General features: G+C 42.2%; 15 protein-coding genes. All 15 read left to right on the forward strand.

What is annotated here, in order from left to right; genetic code table 11:
* A partial coding sequence (gene purL, locus ORD22_RS05560; protein WP_317644938.1) for a phosphoribosylformylglycinamidine synthase subunit PurL occupies positions 1-1,716 on the forward strand: 1,716 nt, incomplete at its 5' end.
* Positions 1,692-3,116, forward strand: a complete 1,425-nt coding sequence (gene purF, locus ORD22_RS05565; RefSeq protein ID WP_317644939.1) for an amidophosphoribosyltransferase — start codon at positions 1,692-1,694, stop codon at positions 3,114-3,116. The genes purL and purF, both read left to right, overlap by 25 nt.
* An 11-nt stretch (positions 3,117-3,127) precedes the next feature.
* Complete coding sequence (gene purM / locus ORD22_RS05570) at positions 3,128-4,183, forward strand: phosphoribosylformylglycinamidine cyclo-ligase (protein WP_317644940.1); 1,056 nt, start codon at positions 3,128-3,130, stop codon at positions 4,181-4,183.
* The gene (gene purN / locus ORD22_RS05575) at positions 4,183-4,755 is read left to right on the forward strand and encodes a phosphoribosylglycinamide formyltransferase (protein ID WP_317644941.1); all 573 of its coding nucleotides are present in this window, start codon (positions 4,183-4,185) and stop codon (positions 4,753-4,755) included. The genes purM and purN overlap by 1 nt, the downstream gene beginning before the upstream one ends.
* Positions 4,756-4,803: 48 nt before the next feature.
* Complete coding sequence (gene purH / locus ORD22_RS05580; RefSeq protein ID WP_317644942.1) at positions 4,804-6,339, forward strand: bifunctional phosphoribosylaminoimidazolecarboxamide formyltransferase/IMP cyclohydrolase; 1,536 nt, start codon at positions 4,804-4,806, stop codon at positions 6,337-6,339.
* A gap of 21 nt (positions 6,340-6,360) precedes the next feature.
* On the forward strand, positions 6,361-7,620 hold the full coding sequence (gene purD, locus ORD22_RS05585; protein WP_317644943.1) for a phosphoribosylamine--glycine ligase: 1,260 nt from the start codon (positions 6,361-6,363) through the stop codon (positions 7,618-7,620).
* A gap of 881 nt (positions 7,621-8,501) precedes the next feature.
* Complete coding sequence (locus ORD22_RS05590) at positions 8,502-10,217, forward strand: adenine deaminase C-terminal domain-containing protein (protein WP_317644944.1); 1,716 nt, start codon at positions 8,502-8,504, stop codon at positions 10,215-10,217.
* Between the two features lie 8 nt (positions 10,218-10,225).
* A complete protein-coding gene (locus ORD22_RS05595) occupies positions 10,226-11,242 on the forward strand; it encodes a DUF3048 domain-containing protein (RefSeq protein WP_317644945.1) in 1,017 nt (338 codons plus the stop codon).
* Between the two features lie 24 nt (positions 11,243-11,266).
* Positions 11,267-11,584 (forward strand): YerC/YecD family TrpR-related protein, encoded by a 318-nt coding sequence (locus ORD22_RS05600; protein WP_099689360.1) that lies wholly within the window; start codon positions 11,267-11,269, stop codon positions 11,582-11,584.
* Positions 11,585-11,680: 96 nt separating this feature from the next.
* Positions 11,681-12,379 carry a heptaprenylglyceryl phosphate synthase gene (gene pcrB / locus ORD22_RS05605; protein WP_411567623.1) on the forward strand — a complete coding sequence of 233 codons (699 nt, stop codon included), beginning with the start codon at positions 11,681-11,683 and terminating at the stop codon, positions 12,377-12,379.
* 44 nt (positions 12,380-12,423) lie between these two features.
* Complete coding sequence (gene pcrA, locus ORD22_RS05610; protein WP_317644947.1) at positions 12,424-14,658, forward strand: DNA helicase PcrA; 2,235 nt, start codon at positions 12,424-12,426, stop codon at positions 14,656-14,658.
* A gap of 29 nt (positions 14,659-14,687) precedes the next feature.
* Positions 14,688-16,715: an NAD-dependent DNA ligase LigA gene (gene ligA / locus ORD22_RS05615; RefSeq protein WP_317644948.1), complete on the forward strand. Its 2,028-nt coding sequence runs from the start codon at positions 14,688-14,690 to the stop codon at positions 16,713-16,715.
* A complete protein-coding gene (locus ORD22_RS05620; protein WP_317644949.1) occupies positions 16,708-17,832 on the forward strand; it encodes a CamS family sex pheromone protein in 1,125 nt (374 codons plus the stop codon). Before ligA ends, ORD22_RS05620 begins: the two co-directional genes overlap by 8 nt.
* Before the next feature lie 89 nt (positions 17,833-17,921).
* Positions 17,922-18,209, forward strand: coding sequence for an Asp-tRNA(Asn)/Glu-tRNA(Gln) amidotransferase subunit GatC (gene gatC / locus ORD22_RS05625; protein ID WP_317644950.1), 288 nt, complete (start codon positions 17,922-17,924; stop codon positions 18,207-18,209).
* A 55-nt stretch (positions 18,210-18,264) separates the two neighbouring features.
* The gene (gene gatA, locus ORD22_RS05630; protein ID WP_317644951.1) at positions 18,265-19,728 is read left to right on the forward strand and encodes an Asp-tRNA(Asn)/Glu-tRNA(Gln) amidotransferase subunit GatA; all 1,464 of its coding nucleotides are present in this window, start codon (positions 18,265-18,267) and stop codon (positions 19,726-19,728) included.
* Positions 19,729-19,730: the final 2 nt, after the last annotated feature.

The following is a 19,730-nucleotide window of genomic DNA, read 5'->3' on the forward strand; positions in this document are numbered from 1 at the left end:
GAAGTTCAGTTCGATCAATGTTATTCTAAGCGTCCACTCGTTAATGCGATGGCAGTAGGGTTATTGAATCACGAAGATATTCAAAAAGGTTTGGCTGCAGGTGTTGGCAACACGATCATCTATGCGGGTGCTACAACTGGTCGTGACGGAATTCACGGGGCGACGATGTCTTCAGCTGAATTGGCTATTGACGAAGAAGCAGAACTACCTGTTATGCAAGCGGGTGATCCATTCATCGAAAAGTTATTGATGGAAGCTTGCCTAGAATTAGTTAAATCGGATGCATTAATCGGTATACAAGATATGGGTGCTGCAGGTTTAACTTCTTCAGCAGCAGAGATGGCTTCAAAAGCTGGCTATGGTGTGGAGATGAATTTGGATCTAGTACCACAGCGTGAAGAGAATATGACGGCATATGAAATGATGTTGTCAGAGTCTCAAGAACGTATGCTAATCGTTGTTAAAAAAGGTCGCGAAGAAGAAGTCATTGCATTATTCACGAAATACGGTATTAATGCAGTGGCAATCGGTCATGTAACAGATGATAAAATGCTACGCTTGATCTTTAAAGGAGAAGTAGCGGCAGAAGTGTCAGCTGATTTATTGGCTGAAGACGCTCCTAGCTATCAAAAAGAATCAAAAGAACCAGCATCGTTTGCGGAAAACCAAGCGATTGAAAATAAAGAACCACAAGTAACAGATTTAAAAGCTACATTGCTTGATTTGCTACAACGTCCAACGATCGCGTCTAAAGAATGGGTCTACAATCAGTTTGATACAGGTGCTAGAACGAGTACAGTATTAGCTCCTGGTGCGTCAGCTGGTATCGTGCGTGTTAGAGGAACAAACAAAGGAATTGCGATGACAGCAGATTGTAACTCACGTTTCATTTACTTGGATCCAGAAACAGGTGGTAAAATTGCGGTTGCAGAGGCTGCACGTAATCTTGTTTGTTCTGGAGCAGAACCGATTGCGCTTACGGATTGCTTGAACTTCGGTAGCCCGGACAAACCAGAAGTGTTCTGGCAGCTTGAAAAGTCTGCAGACGGAATTTCAGAAGCTTGCCGTAAACTTAATGCACCAGTCATTGGCGGTAACGTTTCACTTTCAAATGAAGTTAACGGAGTTTCAATCTACCCAACACCAACAATTGGTCTTGTAGGACTCGTTCATGATTTGAAGCAAGTAACAACACCTGGTTTCAAACAAGCTGGAGATGCGATTTATCTAATCGGTCAAACAGCAACAGAATTCGGTGGTAGTGAACTGCAACAAATGACCGAAGGAAAGATTTTTGGTCAAGTGCCAGCAATCGATCTAGATGTAGAAGTGAAGCGTCAAGAGCAATTGTTAGCTGCGATTCAGCAAGGATTAATACAATCAGCTTCAGACCTATCAGAAGGCGGATTTGCTGTAGCGCTTTGTGAAAAAGCATTCGCAACAAACGGCTTAGGTGCAAATGTATCAGTTGAAGGTTCTGCAATTACGGCTTTATTTAGTGAAACGCAATCACGTTTCCTAGTGACAGTCCAAGCAGATCAAGTAGCAGCGTTTGAACAGAGTGTAGATGACGCAGTGAAAATCGGAACAGTGACAGATGACGGACAACTAGTCATTAAAAGTGCAGAAGGAACTGTCCTAGTAGAAGGGACGGTAGAACAATTCCACGCTGCTTGGAAAGGAGCTATTCCATGCTTGCTGAACTCAGAGGACTAAACGAAGAGTGCGGCGTATTTGGTATTTGGGGGCATGAGGATGCGGCACAAATTAGCTATTACGCATTGCATGCGTTACAACATCGTGGGCAGGAAGGAGCCGGCATCGTCGTAAAAGGCGATGGCGGTCTCCATGCTGTTAAGGGTGAAGGGTTAGTCAATGAAGTGTTCTCAGGTGATAACTTGAGTACACTAAAAGGCAGTGGGGCAATTGGACAAGTCCGCTATACAACAGAACTAGGACGCGGTATTGAAAACGTTCAACCACTCGTCTTCCGTTCAACTACAGGTAGTCTTGCTATTGCTCATAACGGTAACTTAATCAATGCGACAGATTTAAAAGAACATTTGGAGCGTCAAGGAAGTATTTTCCAAACAACATCAGATACAGAAGTATTAGCCCACTTGATCAAGCGTAGTAGTGGTTCATTGAATCAACGTGAAAAAGTGAAAAAAGCATTGAGTATTTTAAAAGGTGCGTTCGCATTTGTCTTAATGACTGATGAAGGATTAATGGTCGCACAAGATCCGAATGGTATGCGTCCACTTTCTCTAGGGAAAATTGGGGATGCATGGGTTGTAGCTTCGGAGACATGTGCATTTGATATTATTGGAGCTGAACATATTCGTTCTGTAGAACCAGGTGAGTTATTAATTATCAATGATAAAGGATTAATTTCTGAACGATTTGCGCCAGCCGCCGATCCAGCGATGTGTTCAATGGAATACGTTTATTTCTCACGTCCCGATTCAGATATCGACGGAATTAATATTCATGCTGCTCGTAAGCGTTGTGGAAAACAGCTAGCTCGTGAAGTACAAATTAGCGCGGATGTCGTTACGGGTGTTCCAGACTCTAGTATTTCTGCGGCTATCGGTTTCTCCGAGCAAAGCGGAATACCATACGAACTTGGTTTGATCAAAAATCGTTACGTTGGTAGAACATTTATTCAACCGTCTCAAGCATTGCGTGAAAAAGGTGTGAAGATGAAGCTTTCGCCTGTTCATCAAGTGGTTCATGGTAAGCGAGTCGTCATGGTTGATGATTCAATCGTCCGTGGTACTACGTCTAAACGTATTGTTGCGATGTTACGAGAAGCGGGTGCTAAAGAGATTCATGTGGTCATTGCATCACCACCTCTAATCGCTCCTTGCTATTACGGAGTAGATATTAGCTCTGATTCTGAATTAATTGCAACGGGTCGTACCGTAGAACAAATGTGTGAAGAAATCGGTGCGGATTCGCTTCATTTCCTATCAATAGAAGGAATGCTTGAATCGAATGGTCGGTCGTCTGAAATGAAAAATTGCGGACAATGCTTAGCTTGTTTCACAGGTGATTATCCAACAGAGATTTATTCGGATACTGCAATGCCGCACGTAAAAGAAATCGTACGATAGGAGGCCTTTCCATGTCGAAGGCGTATGAAAAAGCAGGAGTCAATATTGAAGCGGGCTATGAATCAGTAGAACGCATGAAGTCCCACGTAGCAAGAACTACTCGTAAAGGAGTGGCAGGCGCATTTGGTGGTTTTGGCGGAATGTTTGATCTTTCTGCTCTTGAATATAAAGAACCGGTTCTGATTTCAGGAACAGACGGTGTAGGTACGAAGTTGAAACTAGCGTTCATGGCAGATCGTCATGATACGATTGGTATCGACTGTGTTGCAATGTGTGTAAATGATATCGTGGCTCAAGGAGCAGAACCTTTATATTTCCTTGATTATGTAGCGCTTGGAAAAGCAGTTCCAGAAAAAGTTGAAGCAATCGTTAAAGGTGTAGCGGATGGCTGTGTGCAATCCGGTGCTGCATTGATCGGTGGCGAGACTGCGGAAATGCCAGGTCTATACGAAGAAGATGAATACGACTTAGCTGGTTTTGCGGTAGGTGCTTGTGAAAAGAGTAAGCTTGTTACAGGTGAGAACGTACAAGTAGGCGATGTTCTTGTTGGAATCGCGTCTAGCGGTATTCATTCGAATGGTTATTCACTTGTACGTCATATCGTATTCGAACAGTTGGGTGCGGATATTAATGGTACAATTGAAGGCTATGAAGAGCTAGGAACAGTTGCGGAAGCATTGCTTACACCGACAAAAATCTATGCGAAGCCTGTACTTGAAATGCATCAACAACTAGATGTTCACTCGATGGGACATATTACAGGTGGCGGATTCTTTGAAAACCTACCACGTATGTTCTCTGAAGGATTTGGAGTAGAGGTAGATTTAGGCGCATGGCCGATTTTACCTGTCTTCCACATGCTAAAGGAAAAAGGTGAATTAACAGACCGTGATCTATATAGTGTCTTTAATATGGGTGTAGGTTTCGTCGTTGCACTACCAGAAGCGGAAGCAGAAAAAGCAATTGAAATTGCAAAAGCGCATGGTGAACAGGCATATGTAATTGGGCGCGTTACAAATCAGGAAGGCGTCAAGTTCAACGGTGAACATGACGGTACTTTAGCGTAATGGAACAGAACGTTAGAATTGCTGTTTTTGCGTCAGGAAGTGGTAGTAACTTCGCAGCGTTAGAAGCGGCATGTAAAGCGGGAGAACTACCTGCCGACATCGTATTACTTGTAACGGATAAACCGGATGCCTATGTTAACGAACGAGCGAAGCAAGCTGGAGTTCCAGTAGCATCTTTCCGCCCGCGTGAATTTGCAACAAAGCAAGCGTATGAGCAAGCAGTTCTAGAAACTTTACAAGAAGCAAAAGTAGAGTGGTTAATACTAGCAGGTTATATGCGTTTGATCGGTCCGGATTTACTCAATGCTTACCCAGAACGAATCATCAATATCCACCCATCTCTCTTGCCTTCATTTCCAGGTAAAGATGCGATTGGGCAAGCAGTTGCTAAGGGTGTCAAAGTAACAGGCGTTACGGTCCACCTTGTAGATGAAGGAATGGATACGGGTCCGATTTTGGCACAGCGAGCAGTTGATGTGATTGACAATGATGTAGAGCAAACTGCTACTGCGATTCATGCAGTAGAGCATGATTTATATGTGGAGACGTTAAAAAACGTATTTAAAAATTGATTAGCCTGTTGTGAAAACAGGCTTTTTTTATAAAATGGAGGGATTTTCTTGAAAAAGCGTGCATTGCTAAGTGTATCAGATAAAAGTGGCGTATTGGAGTTTGCGAAAGAACTCGAACAGCTTGGATATGAATTATTATCTACAGGCGGTACGATGAAGCATTTGAAGGACAATGGAGTAGCAGTTACAGCAGTCGATGAAATTACAGGTTTCCCTGAAATTATGGAAGGTCGCGTAAAAACATTGAATCCGATGATCCACGGCGGATTGCTAGCGAAGCAAGATGATCCAGGACATCAAGCGCAAATGAAAGAACACGGCATTCAACCAATCGATGTTGTATGTGTAAACTTATATCCGTTTAAAGAAACGATTTCAAAGCCAGACGTATCTACCGAAGATGCGATTGAAAATATCGATATCGGTGGTCCAGCGATGCTACGTGCTTCTGCAAAGAATCATGCATACGTTACTGTGATTGTTGACGCGTCAGACTACGAAGCAGTTTTGGATGAACTAAAAGCAGATGGTAAAACAACACTGGAAACGCGCCGTCGTCTAGCAGCTAAAGTTTTCCGTCATACAGCAGCTTATGATGCATTAATTTCTAGCTACTTAACAGATCTTGCGGGTGAACAATTCCCTGAACAAGTGACGTATACATACGAATTAAAACAACCGTTGCGTTACGGAGAGAATCCACACCAACAAGCTGCATTTTATAGCCGTCCGATGGGTTCTGATTTCTCAATCGCTTATGCAGAGCAACTTCATGGAAAAGAGCTTTCATACAACAATATCCAAGATGCCAATGCAGCGATTCAAATCGTTAAAGAATTTACTCAGCCCGCTGCAGTTGCAGTTAAGCATATGAACCCTTGTGGTGTTGGTACAGGTAGCACGATTGCAGAAGCTTTCAAGAAAGCTTATGAAGCGGATTCAACGTCTATCTTTGGCGGAATCATCGCGTTAAATAAAGAAGTAGATCAGGAAACTGCAGTACAGTTAGCAGATATTTTCCTTGAAATCGTAATCGCACCTTCATTCACAGAAGAAGCAATTGAGACATTGACGAAGAAGAAAAATATCCGTCTATTAACGATTTCATTTGAACAGAAGAAAAAAGATCAGTGGAACACGGTATCTGTTGAAGGTGGATTGCTCATGCAACAGCCGGATACATACGGATTTGAAGAAGCGGATATTAAAGTAGCAACAGACCGCGAACCAACGGAAGCTGAATGGAATGCGATGAAACTTGGTTGGGCCGTTGTTAAGCATGTGAAATCTAATGCAATCGTCGTTACAGATGAGCATATGACAATTGGTGTAGGTGCGGGTCAAATGAATCGTGTAGGTGCTGCAAATATTGCATTAACACAAGCAGGCGAACGCGCAAAAGGAGCAGCTCTTGCATCGGATGCGTTCTTCCCAATGGATGATACAGTGGAAGCAGCAGCAAAAGCGGGCATTACAGCGATTATCCAACCAGGTGGTTCTGTGAAAGATGCTGACTCCATTAAAAAGGCAAATGACTATGGCATTACAATGGTATTCACTGGCGTACGTCATTTTAAACACTAAAAGGCAGGAGGAAAACGGACAATGAAAGTTCTTGTAATTGGAAGTGGCGGTCGTGAACATGCAATTGCTAAACAGTTCAACGAATCACCTTCTGTAACGGATGTGTATGTTGCACCCGGTAATGATGGAATGAAACAAGATGCTACATGCTTACCAATTGATGCATCGGATTTTGAAGCATTGGCGAAATTTGCGATAGACAATGAGATCTCGTTAACATTTGTAGGACCCGAGCAACCGTTAGCAGAAGGAATTGCTGATTTCTTCTTGGACAAAGGCTTGACTATATTCGGTCCGACGAAAGCAGCAGCTCGTATTGAAGGTAGTAAGTCATTCGCTAAAGAAATTATGGATAAGTATGATATTCCGACAGCTTCTTACGGCACGTTTACGGATGCGGATGAAGCGAAGGCATTCATTCGCGAACAAGGCGCGCCCATTGTTATCAAAGCAGACGGATTAGCGGCTGGTAAAGGCGTAATCGTAGCAATGGAACTTCAAGAAGCGTTAGATGCAGTAGATGATATGATCGGCAATCAAAAGTTTGGTGAATCATCTTCACGTGTTGTAATTGAAGAATTCTTAGACGGCGAAGAATTTTCTTATATGTCATTTGTTCATGATGGACAAATTTATCCAATGGTGATTGCACAAGACCATAAAAGAGCATATGACGGAGATCGTGGTCCAAACACAGGTGGTATGGGAGCTTATTCTCCTGTACCTCAAATTTCAGATGAAGTCGTACAAGAAGCGTATGAACGCGTTGTAGTTCCAACAGTCGAAGCAATGACGGAAGAAGGGATTCCTTTCACAGGTATTCTATACGCGGGCTTGATCTTGACGAAACAAGGCCCAAAAGTCATTGAATTCAATGCGCGTTTTGGAGATCCAGAAACACAAGTCGTTTTACCACGCATGGCTTCAGATTTCGGGAAGTTCATGGAAGCGCTAATGGCTGGAGAAGCCTTTGACTTACAGTGGCATGAAGAAGCGATGCTAGGTGTCGTAGTGGCATCAGAAGGTTATCCAGGCGATATCGTCAACGGTAAAAAATTACCCAATTTAGATGGGCTGACAGCTAATGGGCTAGATGTGTTCCACGCAGGAACAAAAATGGAGAATGACCGTTTTGTTGGTAATGGTGGCCGCGTCCTTCTAGTTGCTGCGAAAGCTGATACTCTAAAAGAAGCACAGCAAAAAGTGTACGAAGGACTAGCAACTGAAGAATGGAACGGTTTCTTCCACCGCAATGACATTGGCTGGAGAACATTTTCTTAAATAAATATACTTTACTACGAAATCCCTCTGTGAATGATTAGCAGAGGGATTTTAGTTTGTAGATAAAGGAATCGAAAAAAGCTAATAAGTACATCGGGATTTACACTACAGAAATTAAGGCAGCGGTGATCCTAACGCTACACTTTCGTTCAGTCCACGGTCACAGACTCACGCTATTCTTCAGGGAAGAGCAGTAACGAAGAACGTCTTTTGCGATCATAAGCGAAGCGTTGAAAGTACATCTTTGCATTTCGCCCCTTCTTAAGCTTCAATCCTATAGAAAGAATACAAGTAATTTGAGACTTCATTGTAGTTATTAAGTGACGTATTGACCGTTCTTTAAGTTCAAATATAAATGCTAAGTAAATAGCTGAATCTTCTACTCACTATCTTCAGGATAAAACACTAGTGAAGCGTAGTGTAAGGCGGCGACTCGGGGAGGATCAGCCCGACAGGTGAGACGACCAGGGGAGCAAAGCGACCGGTTGGCTCACCGCGGGCCCTCCCGAACGCGTCCGCCTGAAACGAAGTGTAACGGTATCCTACGCTTTCCCAATCTCATTATCTACAAACTAAATCCCTCTGTGCATATGCAGGGGGATTTATTATTGTTCAACAAATAAATGAATATTGTGGATAACTCATGTATAACCGTAGATATTCACAGCTAAAATAAAAATCTGTGAATGATTAGTGGGTAAATTGTTAGTAAGTTGTTAGTAATGTGAATAGTTTGTCTATAAAGTAAAATACTATTAACATAGTTGTGGAGAACGCAAAGGTAACTTGCCTATTTTTCTTCAGATTGCTATCTTAATATAAAGCATACACGTATGAAATATTGGAAAAATGTAAAACTACTTTATAGGAATGGTGATTGAATGTGGAATGCACAAGAAATAGAAACACAGCTAGCGATTATTAACGGACAAAAAGCACCTGATATAGTAATTGAAAATGCTACCTATTTACAATCTATATTCAAGAAATGGATGCAAGGTAATATATGGATTCACGGTGATCGAATCGTTTACGTGGGGGAACGGCTACCTGCACAGCTTGAAGGTACGGAACGAATTGATGCTTCAGGAAAGAAAATCGTACCGGGCTATATTGAGCCACATGTCCACCCGTTTCAGCTTTATAATGTGGAGACATTTGCGGATTATGCTGCGCGTCGTGGAACGACTACATTCATATCTGATAACTTATTACTATTCATGACGCTTGATAAAAAAATAGCCTTTTCGCTCATTGATCAATTGAATAAGCTACCTTTTTCATTCTATTGGTGGGCACGTGTAGATTCACAGACAGTCTTACAAAATGAACGAGAGTTATTCAATCCTTCCAAGATTGCAGAATGGATAAAACGTCCAGATGTCTTGATGACAGGAGAGTTATCGGGGTGGCCAAGACTATTGAAAGGTGATCAAAATATGATGCGTTCAATAGAGGAATCTAAACGCCGGGGGAAGAAAGTTGAAGGCCATTTTCCGGGAGCATCTGAACGAACACTAGCAAGGATGAAATTGCTTGGGGCAGACGGTGATCATGAAGCGATGACCGTAGAGGAAGTAGGAAACCGTTTACAACAAGGCTATGGGGTGACGTTACGCTATTCTTCGATACGTCCAGATTTACCTAATCTATTGGCTGGGATAGTGGACAAAGAGTGGGAAGTGTTTGATCATCTAATGATGACAACTGATGGCTCTAGCCCGGCGTTTTATAAAGCAGGTGTAATGGATCAGTGTATTCAGATTGCACTCGATGCCGGAGTGAAACCAATCGATGCGTATCAAATGGCTTCTTATAATGTAGCAAGGTACTATGATATCACTGACTTGCATAGTGTAATCGCGACTGGTCGTTTTGCGACATTGAATTTTTTAGAAGATGAACGAAATCCAGTGCCGACTGACGTCTTGTCTAAAGGTCGGTGGATATTGCGAGGGGGGCAAGTGACAAAGTCATTTAACGTAGTAGACTGGACGAAGTTACCGAAATTTGAACCGCCGTTTGAGCTGGATGATAAAGACTTTACCTTCCCATCGACTACAGGGATTCAAATGCTCAACGATGTCATTACGAAGCCCTATGAAACAGAGTTAGACTTAAGCAAATCAGTAATTACTTCTAGTGATGAGTGTTTCTTAGTCTTGCTTGATCGTCATGGAAAGTGGAGAGTCAATACAGTATTGAAAGGTTTTGCTGATAATTTACAAGGATTTGCATCTTCCTATTCAAACACAGGCGATGTATTATTAATTGGACAGGATTGGAAAGAAATGAAGAGAGCTTTCGATGAAATGAAACGGATAGGTGGCGGTATGGTAATTGCTGAAAACGGACGAATTATTGAAACGGTACCTTTAGTGATTGGTGGCGGGTTATCCGATCAGCCGATGGAAGTACTAATGGAGCAAGAATTAGTGATCAAGGCAGCTTTGAAAGAACGTGGTTATCATCACGGAGATGCTGTATTTACACTACTGTTTCTACAATCCGTTCATCTGCCACATGTCCGCATTACGCCCATTGGTTTAGTGCAAGTCATGAAAAACGAATGTTTACTTCCGAACACAGAAAGGTAGGGACTGTATTGAAATGGAATAGCCGAAAGCTGCTTTTAACCGCATGTATAGGACTTTTATGTATAAGTGGCTGTTCACGTTCTAAAGAACAGCTGGAAGAGACAAAGACACCTTCACAAAATGTTTTAGCGCCATTTACGGGTGAGCAGATTACTGAAGGTTTACAAAATCGCCCAATCGTCGCTACGATTAATAATCATCCGTTAGCACGGCCGCAGTCTGGAATTGCTGAAGCTGATCAAGTCTATGAGTTTTTAGCAGAAGGTAATGTCACACGGTTCGCAGCTATATTCCAAAGTGAGATTCCTAATCAAATGGGTCCAATACGTAGCGCTCGTGAGTATTTTGTTGATTTCGCAGATGGAATGGATGCATTTTTTATTGCGCATGGTTATAGCCCGGATGCCAAGAAATTATTAGACGGTGGGGTAGTGGATCATGTCAATGGCATGCAGTATGATGGAAGTTTGTTTGAACGTTCATCTGACCGTAAAGCACCGCATAACTCATATATTTCTAAAGAGCATATAGAAGAAGCGTTCGAAAAGACGAATGCTTCCGAAAAGATCTCGAAGACGCCGACCTTTTCTTTCCTAAAACCCGAAGAAAGTGATAAAATAGGGGATATAGCTTCATCGATTACGGTATCGTACAGTTCAGACCCGAGGTTTATTAGTACGTATCGTTATGATGAGGAGAAGAATCGATATTATCGTTCCGTCAATGGTATTGATACGGTTGATAAGTTGAATGAACGACGAGTGGAGTTATCGAATGTAGTAGTGATGGAAATGGATCATCAAACAGTCGATCAACAGGGAAGGCTAGCAATCAATCTTCAGTCCGGTGGTAATGCAATGTTATTTCATGAAGGGATTACTAGAGAAATCGAATGGGAAAACAGGGATGGATTTTTAATTCCAATAGAACAAGGAGTGCCTGTAAAGTTAACAGTCGGGCGAACTTGGATTCATATTGTCCCCTCCCTTTCAAGCCCGTCTGCTGCCGTCACTTATACTCCGTAAGATCGAGAAAGAGAGGGCGAGAATATGCAAATAGATAAAATTCGCGGTGAGCAAATAGATCAGTTATTTAAAGCCATTCTAGAGTTAAAGGATTTGGAAGAGTGCTATCAGTTCTTTGATGATGTATGCACAATGAGCGAGGTCCAATCACTAGCACAGCGACTAGACGTCGCTCATAAACTACGTCTGAAAAAAACATATGACAGTATTCAACAAGAGACCGGTGCGAGCACTGCTACCATCTCTCGTATCCGTCGTTGTGTCGATTACGGCTCTGGCGGCTACAACCTTATGCTGAACCGGCTTTATCCAGAACTTGAAAGTCAACAACCAAAGAAATAAATAACCCCAACCGGCCGGGTAACCATCCCAACCGGTTTTTGTGTTGTTATACGGTGTTGTGATGATAAACTATAATAAAAGAGGGTGCACATAATAATGGACTATAAAACATGGCGACATGCTTTTAAAATCGATCCTGCCAAAGAATTATCCGATGAACATCTTGAGCGCATCGCGGAATCAGGAACAGACGGTGTGATTATCGGTGGATCTGATGGAGTGACGATAGAAAATGTACTCGATCTACTTGCGCGTTTTCGCAGATATTCTGTACCGCTTGCATTAGAAGTATCTACAGTAGAATCAGTCACGCCCGGTTTTGACTATTACTTCATTCCGACGGTGTTAAATACATCTGATTCAAAATGGCTAAATGGGCTTCATCATGAAGCGCTCCGTGAATATGGTCATATGATGAACTTCGATGAAATTATTACTGAAGGATACTGCATACTGAACCCAGACTGTAAAGCGGCTAAACTGACAGGTGTAGATCGAGTTCCAGATGAAGACGATGTACAAGCATATGCACGCATGGCTGAACATCTATTTTCACTACCTATTTTTTATATGGAATATAGCGGACAATATGGCGATCCAAAAATCGTTCAGGCAGCTAAAGAATTGTTACAGAAGACGCGTCTATTTTATGGCGGTGGAATCCGTACGAATGAGCAGGCGATGGAAATGGCTGCGATTGCGGATACTGTTGTTGTTGGAAATATCGTATATGAAGACTTAAAAGCTGCACTTGCCACGGTACATGCTGTGAAATCAGTTCCTTTATCTGTGTAATTAGTATATAATTAGAACAAACGTTCTCAAAAGGCGGTACGGATATGAATAAACTATCAGAGGATTTATTGAAAGGTATGAACCCAGAGCAAGCGCGAGCGGTTAAGACAACAGAAGGACCACTACTCATCATGGCGGGAGCAGGATCTGGGAAGACCAGGGTATTGACTCATCGAATCGCTTATTTAGTTGTAGAAAAACAAGTATATCCATCAAATATATTAGCAATTACGTTTACTAATAAAGCTGCGCGTGAGATGCGCGATCGAATTGAAGGTCTACTAGGTGCAGGATCTGGAGAAAGAATGTGGGTGTCTACATTCCACTCGATGTGTGTTCGCATATTGCGTAGAGATGTAGATCGTATCGGCTTAGCTAAAAACTTCACTATTTTAGACAGTGCGGATCAGTTAACTGCCGTCAAACGCGTCTTGAAAGAATTGAATTTGGATCCAAAACAATATGATCCACGCGCTATGCTAGGTGCAATCAGCAATGCGAAAAACGAATGTATCGATGCAAGTGAGTTCCGTAAAAATTGTAACCCGCAAAACCCGTATGAGCGAACAGTGGCGGATATTTACGAACGCTATACGAAAAAACTACGTCAAAATCAATCAATGGATTTCGATGATTTAATTATGATGACACTTGTCTTATTTGAAAGAGTGCCGGATGTATTAGAGTACTATCAAAATAAGTTTCAATATATTCATGTTGATGAATACCAAGATACGAACAACGCGCAGTATCGTTTGGTCAAGATGCTTGCGTCGAAATTCCGAAATCTTTGTGTAGTAGGGGATTCCGATCAGTCGATTTACAGATGGCGTGGAGCTGATATTGGCAATATATTGTCTTTTGAAAAAGACTATAAAGAAGCCAACGTTATATTATTGGAGCAAAACTACCGTTCGACTAAGCGTATTTTACAAGCGGCGAACGAAGTGATCGACAATAATAAAAGTAGATACGATAAAAAGTTACGCACAGACAATCCGGAAGGCGAATTGATCACCATCTATAAAGCAAAAGATGAAAAAGATGAATCGCAATTTGTTGTGCAACAAATTATTGAATTAAAACTATCGCAAGGTTTAACTCTAGATCAATTCGCAATACTTTATCGTACGAATGCGCAATCCCGTTTGATCGAGGAATACTTATTGAAATCCAATCTCGACTATACAATTGTTGGCGGTACGAAGTTCTATGATCGAAAAGAGATTAAAGACTTACTTGCCTACTTGCGTCTCATTGCAAATAACGATGATGATTTGGCGTTTGCAAGAATCATTAATGAACCAAAACGAAGCATTGGTGCGACTTCATTCGAGCGTATGGCGGCATTTTCTTTGGAAAATGATCGTTCGATTTTCGACTCACTGCAAGAAGTGGACTTTATGGGCTTGCCTGCAAGAGCGGCAAATGAAGCGTTTAAATTCCGTGAGATGATTGACGGATTCACGAAAATGCAGGAATTCTTGTCTGTCACGGAACTTGTAAAAGAAGTTATTGAGAAGTCTGGATACCGCAGTATGCTTGAAAAAGAGAAGTCTATTGAAGCGGAAAGTCGTCTGGAAAATATCGAAGAGTTTCTATCCGTTACAGAGGCTTTCGAAAAACGTGCAAAAGAAGAAGAAAGTGAAAGTTCACTAGTTGCATTTCTTACCGATCTTGCATTAGTTGCCGATATTGATACATTGGATAACGAAGAGAACTCTTCTGCAGAAAAAATCGTCCTAATGACGATGCATGCTGCGAAAGGATTGGAATTCCCAGTCGTCTTCGTGATCGGTATGGAAGAAAATATCTTCCCGCATATTCGTGCACTTGCTGATCCTGAAGAAATGGAAGAGGAGCGGAGGCTTGCATACGTAGCGATTACACGTGCAGAACAGCGACTCTACTTGACGTGTGCAGGATATCGGATGTTATTCGGAAAGTCGAACTTTAATCAACCTTCTCGCTTCCTCAATGAAATATCAGAGGAATTAACGGACAAGCTAGCGAAAGACAATGCAATGAGTGTGCCATTTGATCGTGCACCTGCCAAACCGAGAGTACGCCCAGCAGTGAAACGCCCTACTTATCATGAGAGTGGCGGAGAGAAACTGCAATGGAGTCCCGGGGATAAAGCAACCCATAAAAAATGGGGTGTCGGTACAGTAGTCAGCGTCAAAGGTACTGCAGATGACTTAGAGCTTGATATCGCATTCCCGAATCCTGTGGGAATCAAGCGTCTACTAGCGAAATTTGCGCCAATAGAAAAACAATAAAGCATTTCCCTAAGGAGTGTGGAAAACGGATGGATGACGTCCTAGAACTAGAAAAACGAGTGGCAGAGTTGAATAAAATCCTACATCAATACGGACATGCCTATTATGATCTGGATTCACCGATTGTTCCGGATTCGGAATATGATGAAAAAATGCAGGAGTTGCTCGCGATTGAAGCAGAGCATCCGGATTTAATTGTCCCCGATTCACCGACGCAACGAGTGGGTGGCAAAGCGCTCGAAGTATTTAGCAAAGTCGTTCATAGGCATCCGATGCTCAGCTTAGCGAATGCGTTTAATGAAGAAGACTTACGGGACTTTGATCGACGTGTGAAAGATGCGGCAAGTGATGCAGTATATGTCTGTGAATTGAAAATCGATGGTCTTGCGGTTTCATTGCAATATGAAGATGGGCGTTTTGTGCAAGGTGCTACTCGTGGAGACGGTGCGGTAGGTGAAGATATTACCGCGAATTTAAAAACTATACGCTCCATACCTATGAAGTTAAAAGAGCCATTGACGATTGAAGTACGTGGAGAAGCTTATATGCCGAAGCAATCATTCGCCCAGCTGAATGCAGCTCGAGATGAAGCGGGAGAAGTACCATTCGCTAATCCAAGAAACGCTGCAGCAGGCTCGCTACGCCAGCTAGATTCACAAATTGCCGCTAGTCGTAACTTAGCGATATTCATTTACGCGGTAGGTGGCGATGTGGAGGAGTACGATTTGGATAGTCACTCCGAAGCACTCGACAAGATGGCTGGCATAGGATTGACGACAAATACAGAACGCAAACGTTGTACAACGATTGAAGAAGTATTAAAATACGTAGCATATTGGACAGAAAATCGCCAATCACTCGATTATGAAATCGATGGTATCGTCATCAAAGTGGATAATTTTGAAGCACAAGAACAGCTAGGCTATACGGCAAAAAGTCCTCGTTGGGCGATTGCTTACAAGTTTCCTGCAGAAGAAGTGCGGACAAAATTACTTGATATTGAATTGAGTGTAGGACGTACAGGTGTCGTTACTCCAACGGCAATTCTTGAGCCAGTACTTGTTGCAGGCACGACGGTTGGACGAGCTTCGTTGCATAATGAAGATTTGATCAAAGAGAAAGATGTCCGGATAGGCGACACAGTCGTGTTGCGAAAAGCAGGCGATATTATTCCGGAAATCGTCATGGCAATTACAGATGAGCGGACGGGTGATGAACAACCATTCCATATGCCATCCACTTGTCCAGTATGCAGTTCAGAGCTTTTGCGAATTGAAGGAGAAGTAGCACTGCGCTGCGTGAATCCGAAGTGTCCGGCGCAAATGAAGGAAGCACTTATTCATTTCGTCTCTAGAAAAGCGATGAATATTGAAGGTGTTGGCGAAAAGCTAGTAGAACAATTATATACAGCCAATCTTGTACAAGATGTATCGGATCTTTATACGCTAAAGAAAGAATCGCTATGTAGCCTTGAACGAATTGGAGAAAAGTCAGCGACAAATATTTTGACAGCCATTGAACAATCGAAAGAAAATTCATTGGAGAAATTATTATTTGGTTTAGGAATCCGTCATGTAGGAGAGAAAGTAGCTAGCATTTTGGCAGAACAATTCCGTACGCTTGATGCACTAGAAGTAGCGACGAAAGAACAGTTAGTCACCATTTTTGAAATTGGAGATATTGTAGCAGACGCGGTTACAACGTACTTCAGTACTGAGGAAGTACAAGATGTGATGAATAAGTTACGTTCATATGGTGTGAATACGGTGTATAAAGGTTTCACACGTGAAGAGTTACCGACGACGGGACCATTTGCAGGGAAAACGGTTGTACTAACCGGTAAATTGACTGGGTTGACACGTGGCGATGCGAAGGAACAAATAGAGGCGCGTGGCGGAACAGTTAGCGGTAGCGTCAGCAAGAAAACAGACCTAGTCATTGCAGGAGCAGATGCAGGTTCTAAACTGACGAAGGCTCAGGAATTAGAGATTGAAATTTGGGATGAACAAGCGATGCTTGATGCCCTTGGAGTGGATACGAGTGAAAAGAATGAATAAATGGCTTGGGCTCAGCATCCTATCAGCTATACTGCTGACAGGATGTGTGCCTTCACCTTCCGATGATCAGGAAAAAGCACTACAGGAAACAGAAGAAAGCGAACAAGAAACGGTGATCATTCCTGACGAACAAATTAAGAAAGAATATTACCGGACGCCTGTGCCTTTTAAAAAGAGTGCAAGTAGAGGGCTTGTCGTCAGTAATTTGAATACGAAGTACGATATGCAAGAAACAGAAGAAGGCTTGCTACGCATTTCATCGCTATATTTTGATACGCAAAATTACTACTTCCAAGAAGGTCAGTATATCGATCGCGAGACAGCGAAAGAATGGATTTCTAGAAAGTCGAATTACGAGGCTGGACTCAACCCTGCGATTACAGATGATATGACACCTGCACAGATTGCAGAGCAAGCACCGATTTATTTAGCACATATTGTAGAGCAAAATTATTTACAGTTGACGGATGATAAAAAGGTGAAGTTGGCGGGTATGACGATCGGACTTGCTATGAACTCTATTTATTATCCACGTGAAGGCAAAGAGCGTTCTATTGATGATAAGACTATCGAGGAAAAAGGTAAGCAGATGGCAGATATTATTTTGACGCGCCTACGTAGTAAACCAGAGCTTGCAGATATTCCAATTGCTGTCGGCCTTTTCAAACAAAATAGTCGAAACGATATTGTCCCAGGTACGTACTTTGCTACAGCTTTTGCAGCGAAAGGCAAAAGTGAGTTCATTGGTTGGAAAGAAGTAGATGAGACGTATGTCTTGCTTCCAGCGTCTTCTTCAACAGGAAACTACCGAGATTTAAATACGACATTTAAAAACTTTAAGCAAGATATTGATGACTACTTCCCAAGTTTTGTGAATGTAGTCGGTACTGCATTTTATAAAGATCAGAAATTGCAGTCACTTCATGTCGAAATCCCTATTCAATTCTTTGGGAAAAGTGAATTGATTAGCTTCTCGCAATATTTAACTTCGTTAGTGAAAACACATTTTAAAGACATCCCAATAGAAGTTAGTGTCACATCTGTTAATGGCCCAGAACTGTTGATTGTAGATGATGGAGATAGGAAAGAGCCATTTGTCCACGTCTATGGGTATTAACATGACAGTTCTTGGCATTCTGAACTTTCCAATGCCCTAATTAGATGGTATGATTAATCGTACGATTGCAAAATGAGGAGGAACTATGTATGACAACATTTTCAACAGATGACGTCAAATATTTTGCGGATTTTGTCCGTATTGGCGTTTCCGAAGAAGACAAAGAAATTTTCTCTGCAAAAATTGCAGATTTGATTGAAAGTGTCAGTAATTTAAAAGATGTAGACGTGACAGGTGTAGAACCTATGACGCATCCTATTGCTATGATCAACGTATTGCGTGAAGATCAGCCGAAAGATATCTTGGATCGCGAAATCATGCTAGCTAGTGCAGAAGACCAGGAAGACGGTTCGATTAAAGTACCGGATATTTTATAAGAATCCGCTGCGCTAAAAAAACACTCATAGCACAATGACAGTAGGAGGAATAGTGATGACGTTAACTAGTAAAACAGCCGTAGAACTTCAAGCCCTTTTACAAAATGGTGAAGCAACGGTAAAGGAAATAACAGAAGAAACGTTACAAGTAATTGAACAAACAGATAAGAAAATCAATGCATTCATACATGTGGCGACAGATGAAGCGAATGCACGTGCAGAACAGCTGGATCAAGCTGCAGCTGATACACGTGGTCGTCTATTCGGTGTGCCAATCGGCATTAAAGATAATATCGTAACACTAAATATGACAACGACATGTGCTAGTAAAATGCTAGAGAATTTTGTACCAGTATATAATGCAACAGTTATGAATAAATTAGAAGCTGCTGGGGCAGTAAACGTAGGTAAATTGAACATGGATGAGTTTGCAATGGGTTCCACTACGGAAACTTCTTATTTTGGTAACACGCTAAATCCATGGAACACAGACTACGTACCAGGAGGCTCTTCAGGCGGTTCTGCAGCAGCAGTCGCAGCAGGAGAAGTACCACTTTCACTTGGTTCGGATACGGGTGGATCAGTTCGTCAACCCGCTGCTTTTTGTGGAATCGTTGGCATGAAGCCTACATACGGTCGTGTATCACGCTTTGGTTTGACGGCATTTGCTTCATCACTAGACCAAATCGGTACATTATCACGTACAGTGGAAGATAACGCACTATTATTGAGCGTAATTGCGGGCGAAGATGACAATGATAGCTCATCATCTGCAAAGCCAGTACCTGATTATACACAAGCATTAACGGGCGATATTAAAGGTCTTAAAGTGGCTGTACCGACAGCATATTTAGGTGAAGGAGTGGACGAGGAAGTAGCTACAGCGGTAAAAGAAGCGCTACGCGTCTTAGAATCACTTGGAGCAGTATGTGAAGAAGTGGAATTACCACATATTCAATACGCACCTACGACATATTACGTAATCTCTTCATCGGAAGCACAATCCAATCTTTCTCGCTTTGATGGTTTACGTTATGGTTACCATACAGAGAACGCGGAAAACTTGGAGCAAGCGTATTTCCGCACGCGTCAAGAAGGCTTTGGAGAAGAAGTGAAGAAGCGTATTATATTTGGTACGTATGCAATGAGTGCCGATCATCATGAAGATCTATACGTACGTGCACAAAAAGTACGTACATTGATCGCTCAGGATTTCAACGAAGTCTTTGAAAAGTATGATGTCGTTATTGGGCCAACTGCTGCAACAACAGCGTTTAAATTAGGTGAAACAGGTGGTGACCAGCTCGTTCATTATGCAAATGATGTATTAGCTGTACCGGCAAACCTAACAGGACGTCCAGCACTTTCTGTACCATGTGGCTTTGTTAATGAATTACCGGTTGGAATGCAAATCATGGGTAAGCACTTCGATGAAGAAACACTTTATAAAGTAGCACACGCTTATGAGCAAGCAACTGATTTCCACAAACGCACTCCATCGATTCAGGAGGGGAACTAATC

The organism is Sporosarcina sp. GW1-11, from assembly GCF_033088395.1.
Taxonomy (GTDB): Bacteria; Bacillota; Bacilli; order Bacillales_A; family Planococcaceae; genus Sporosarcina.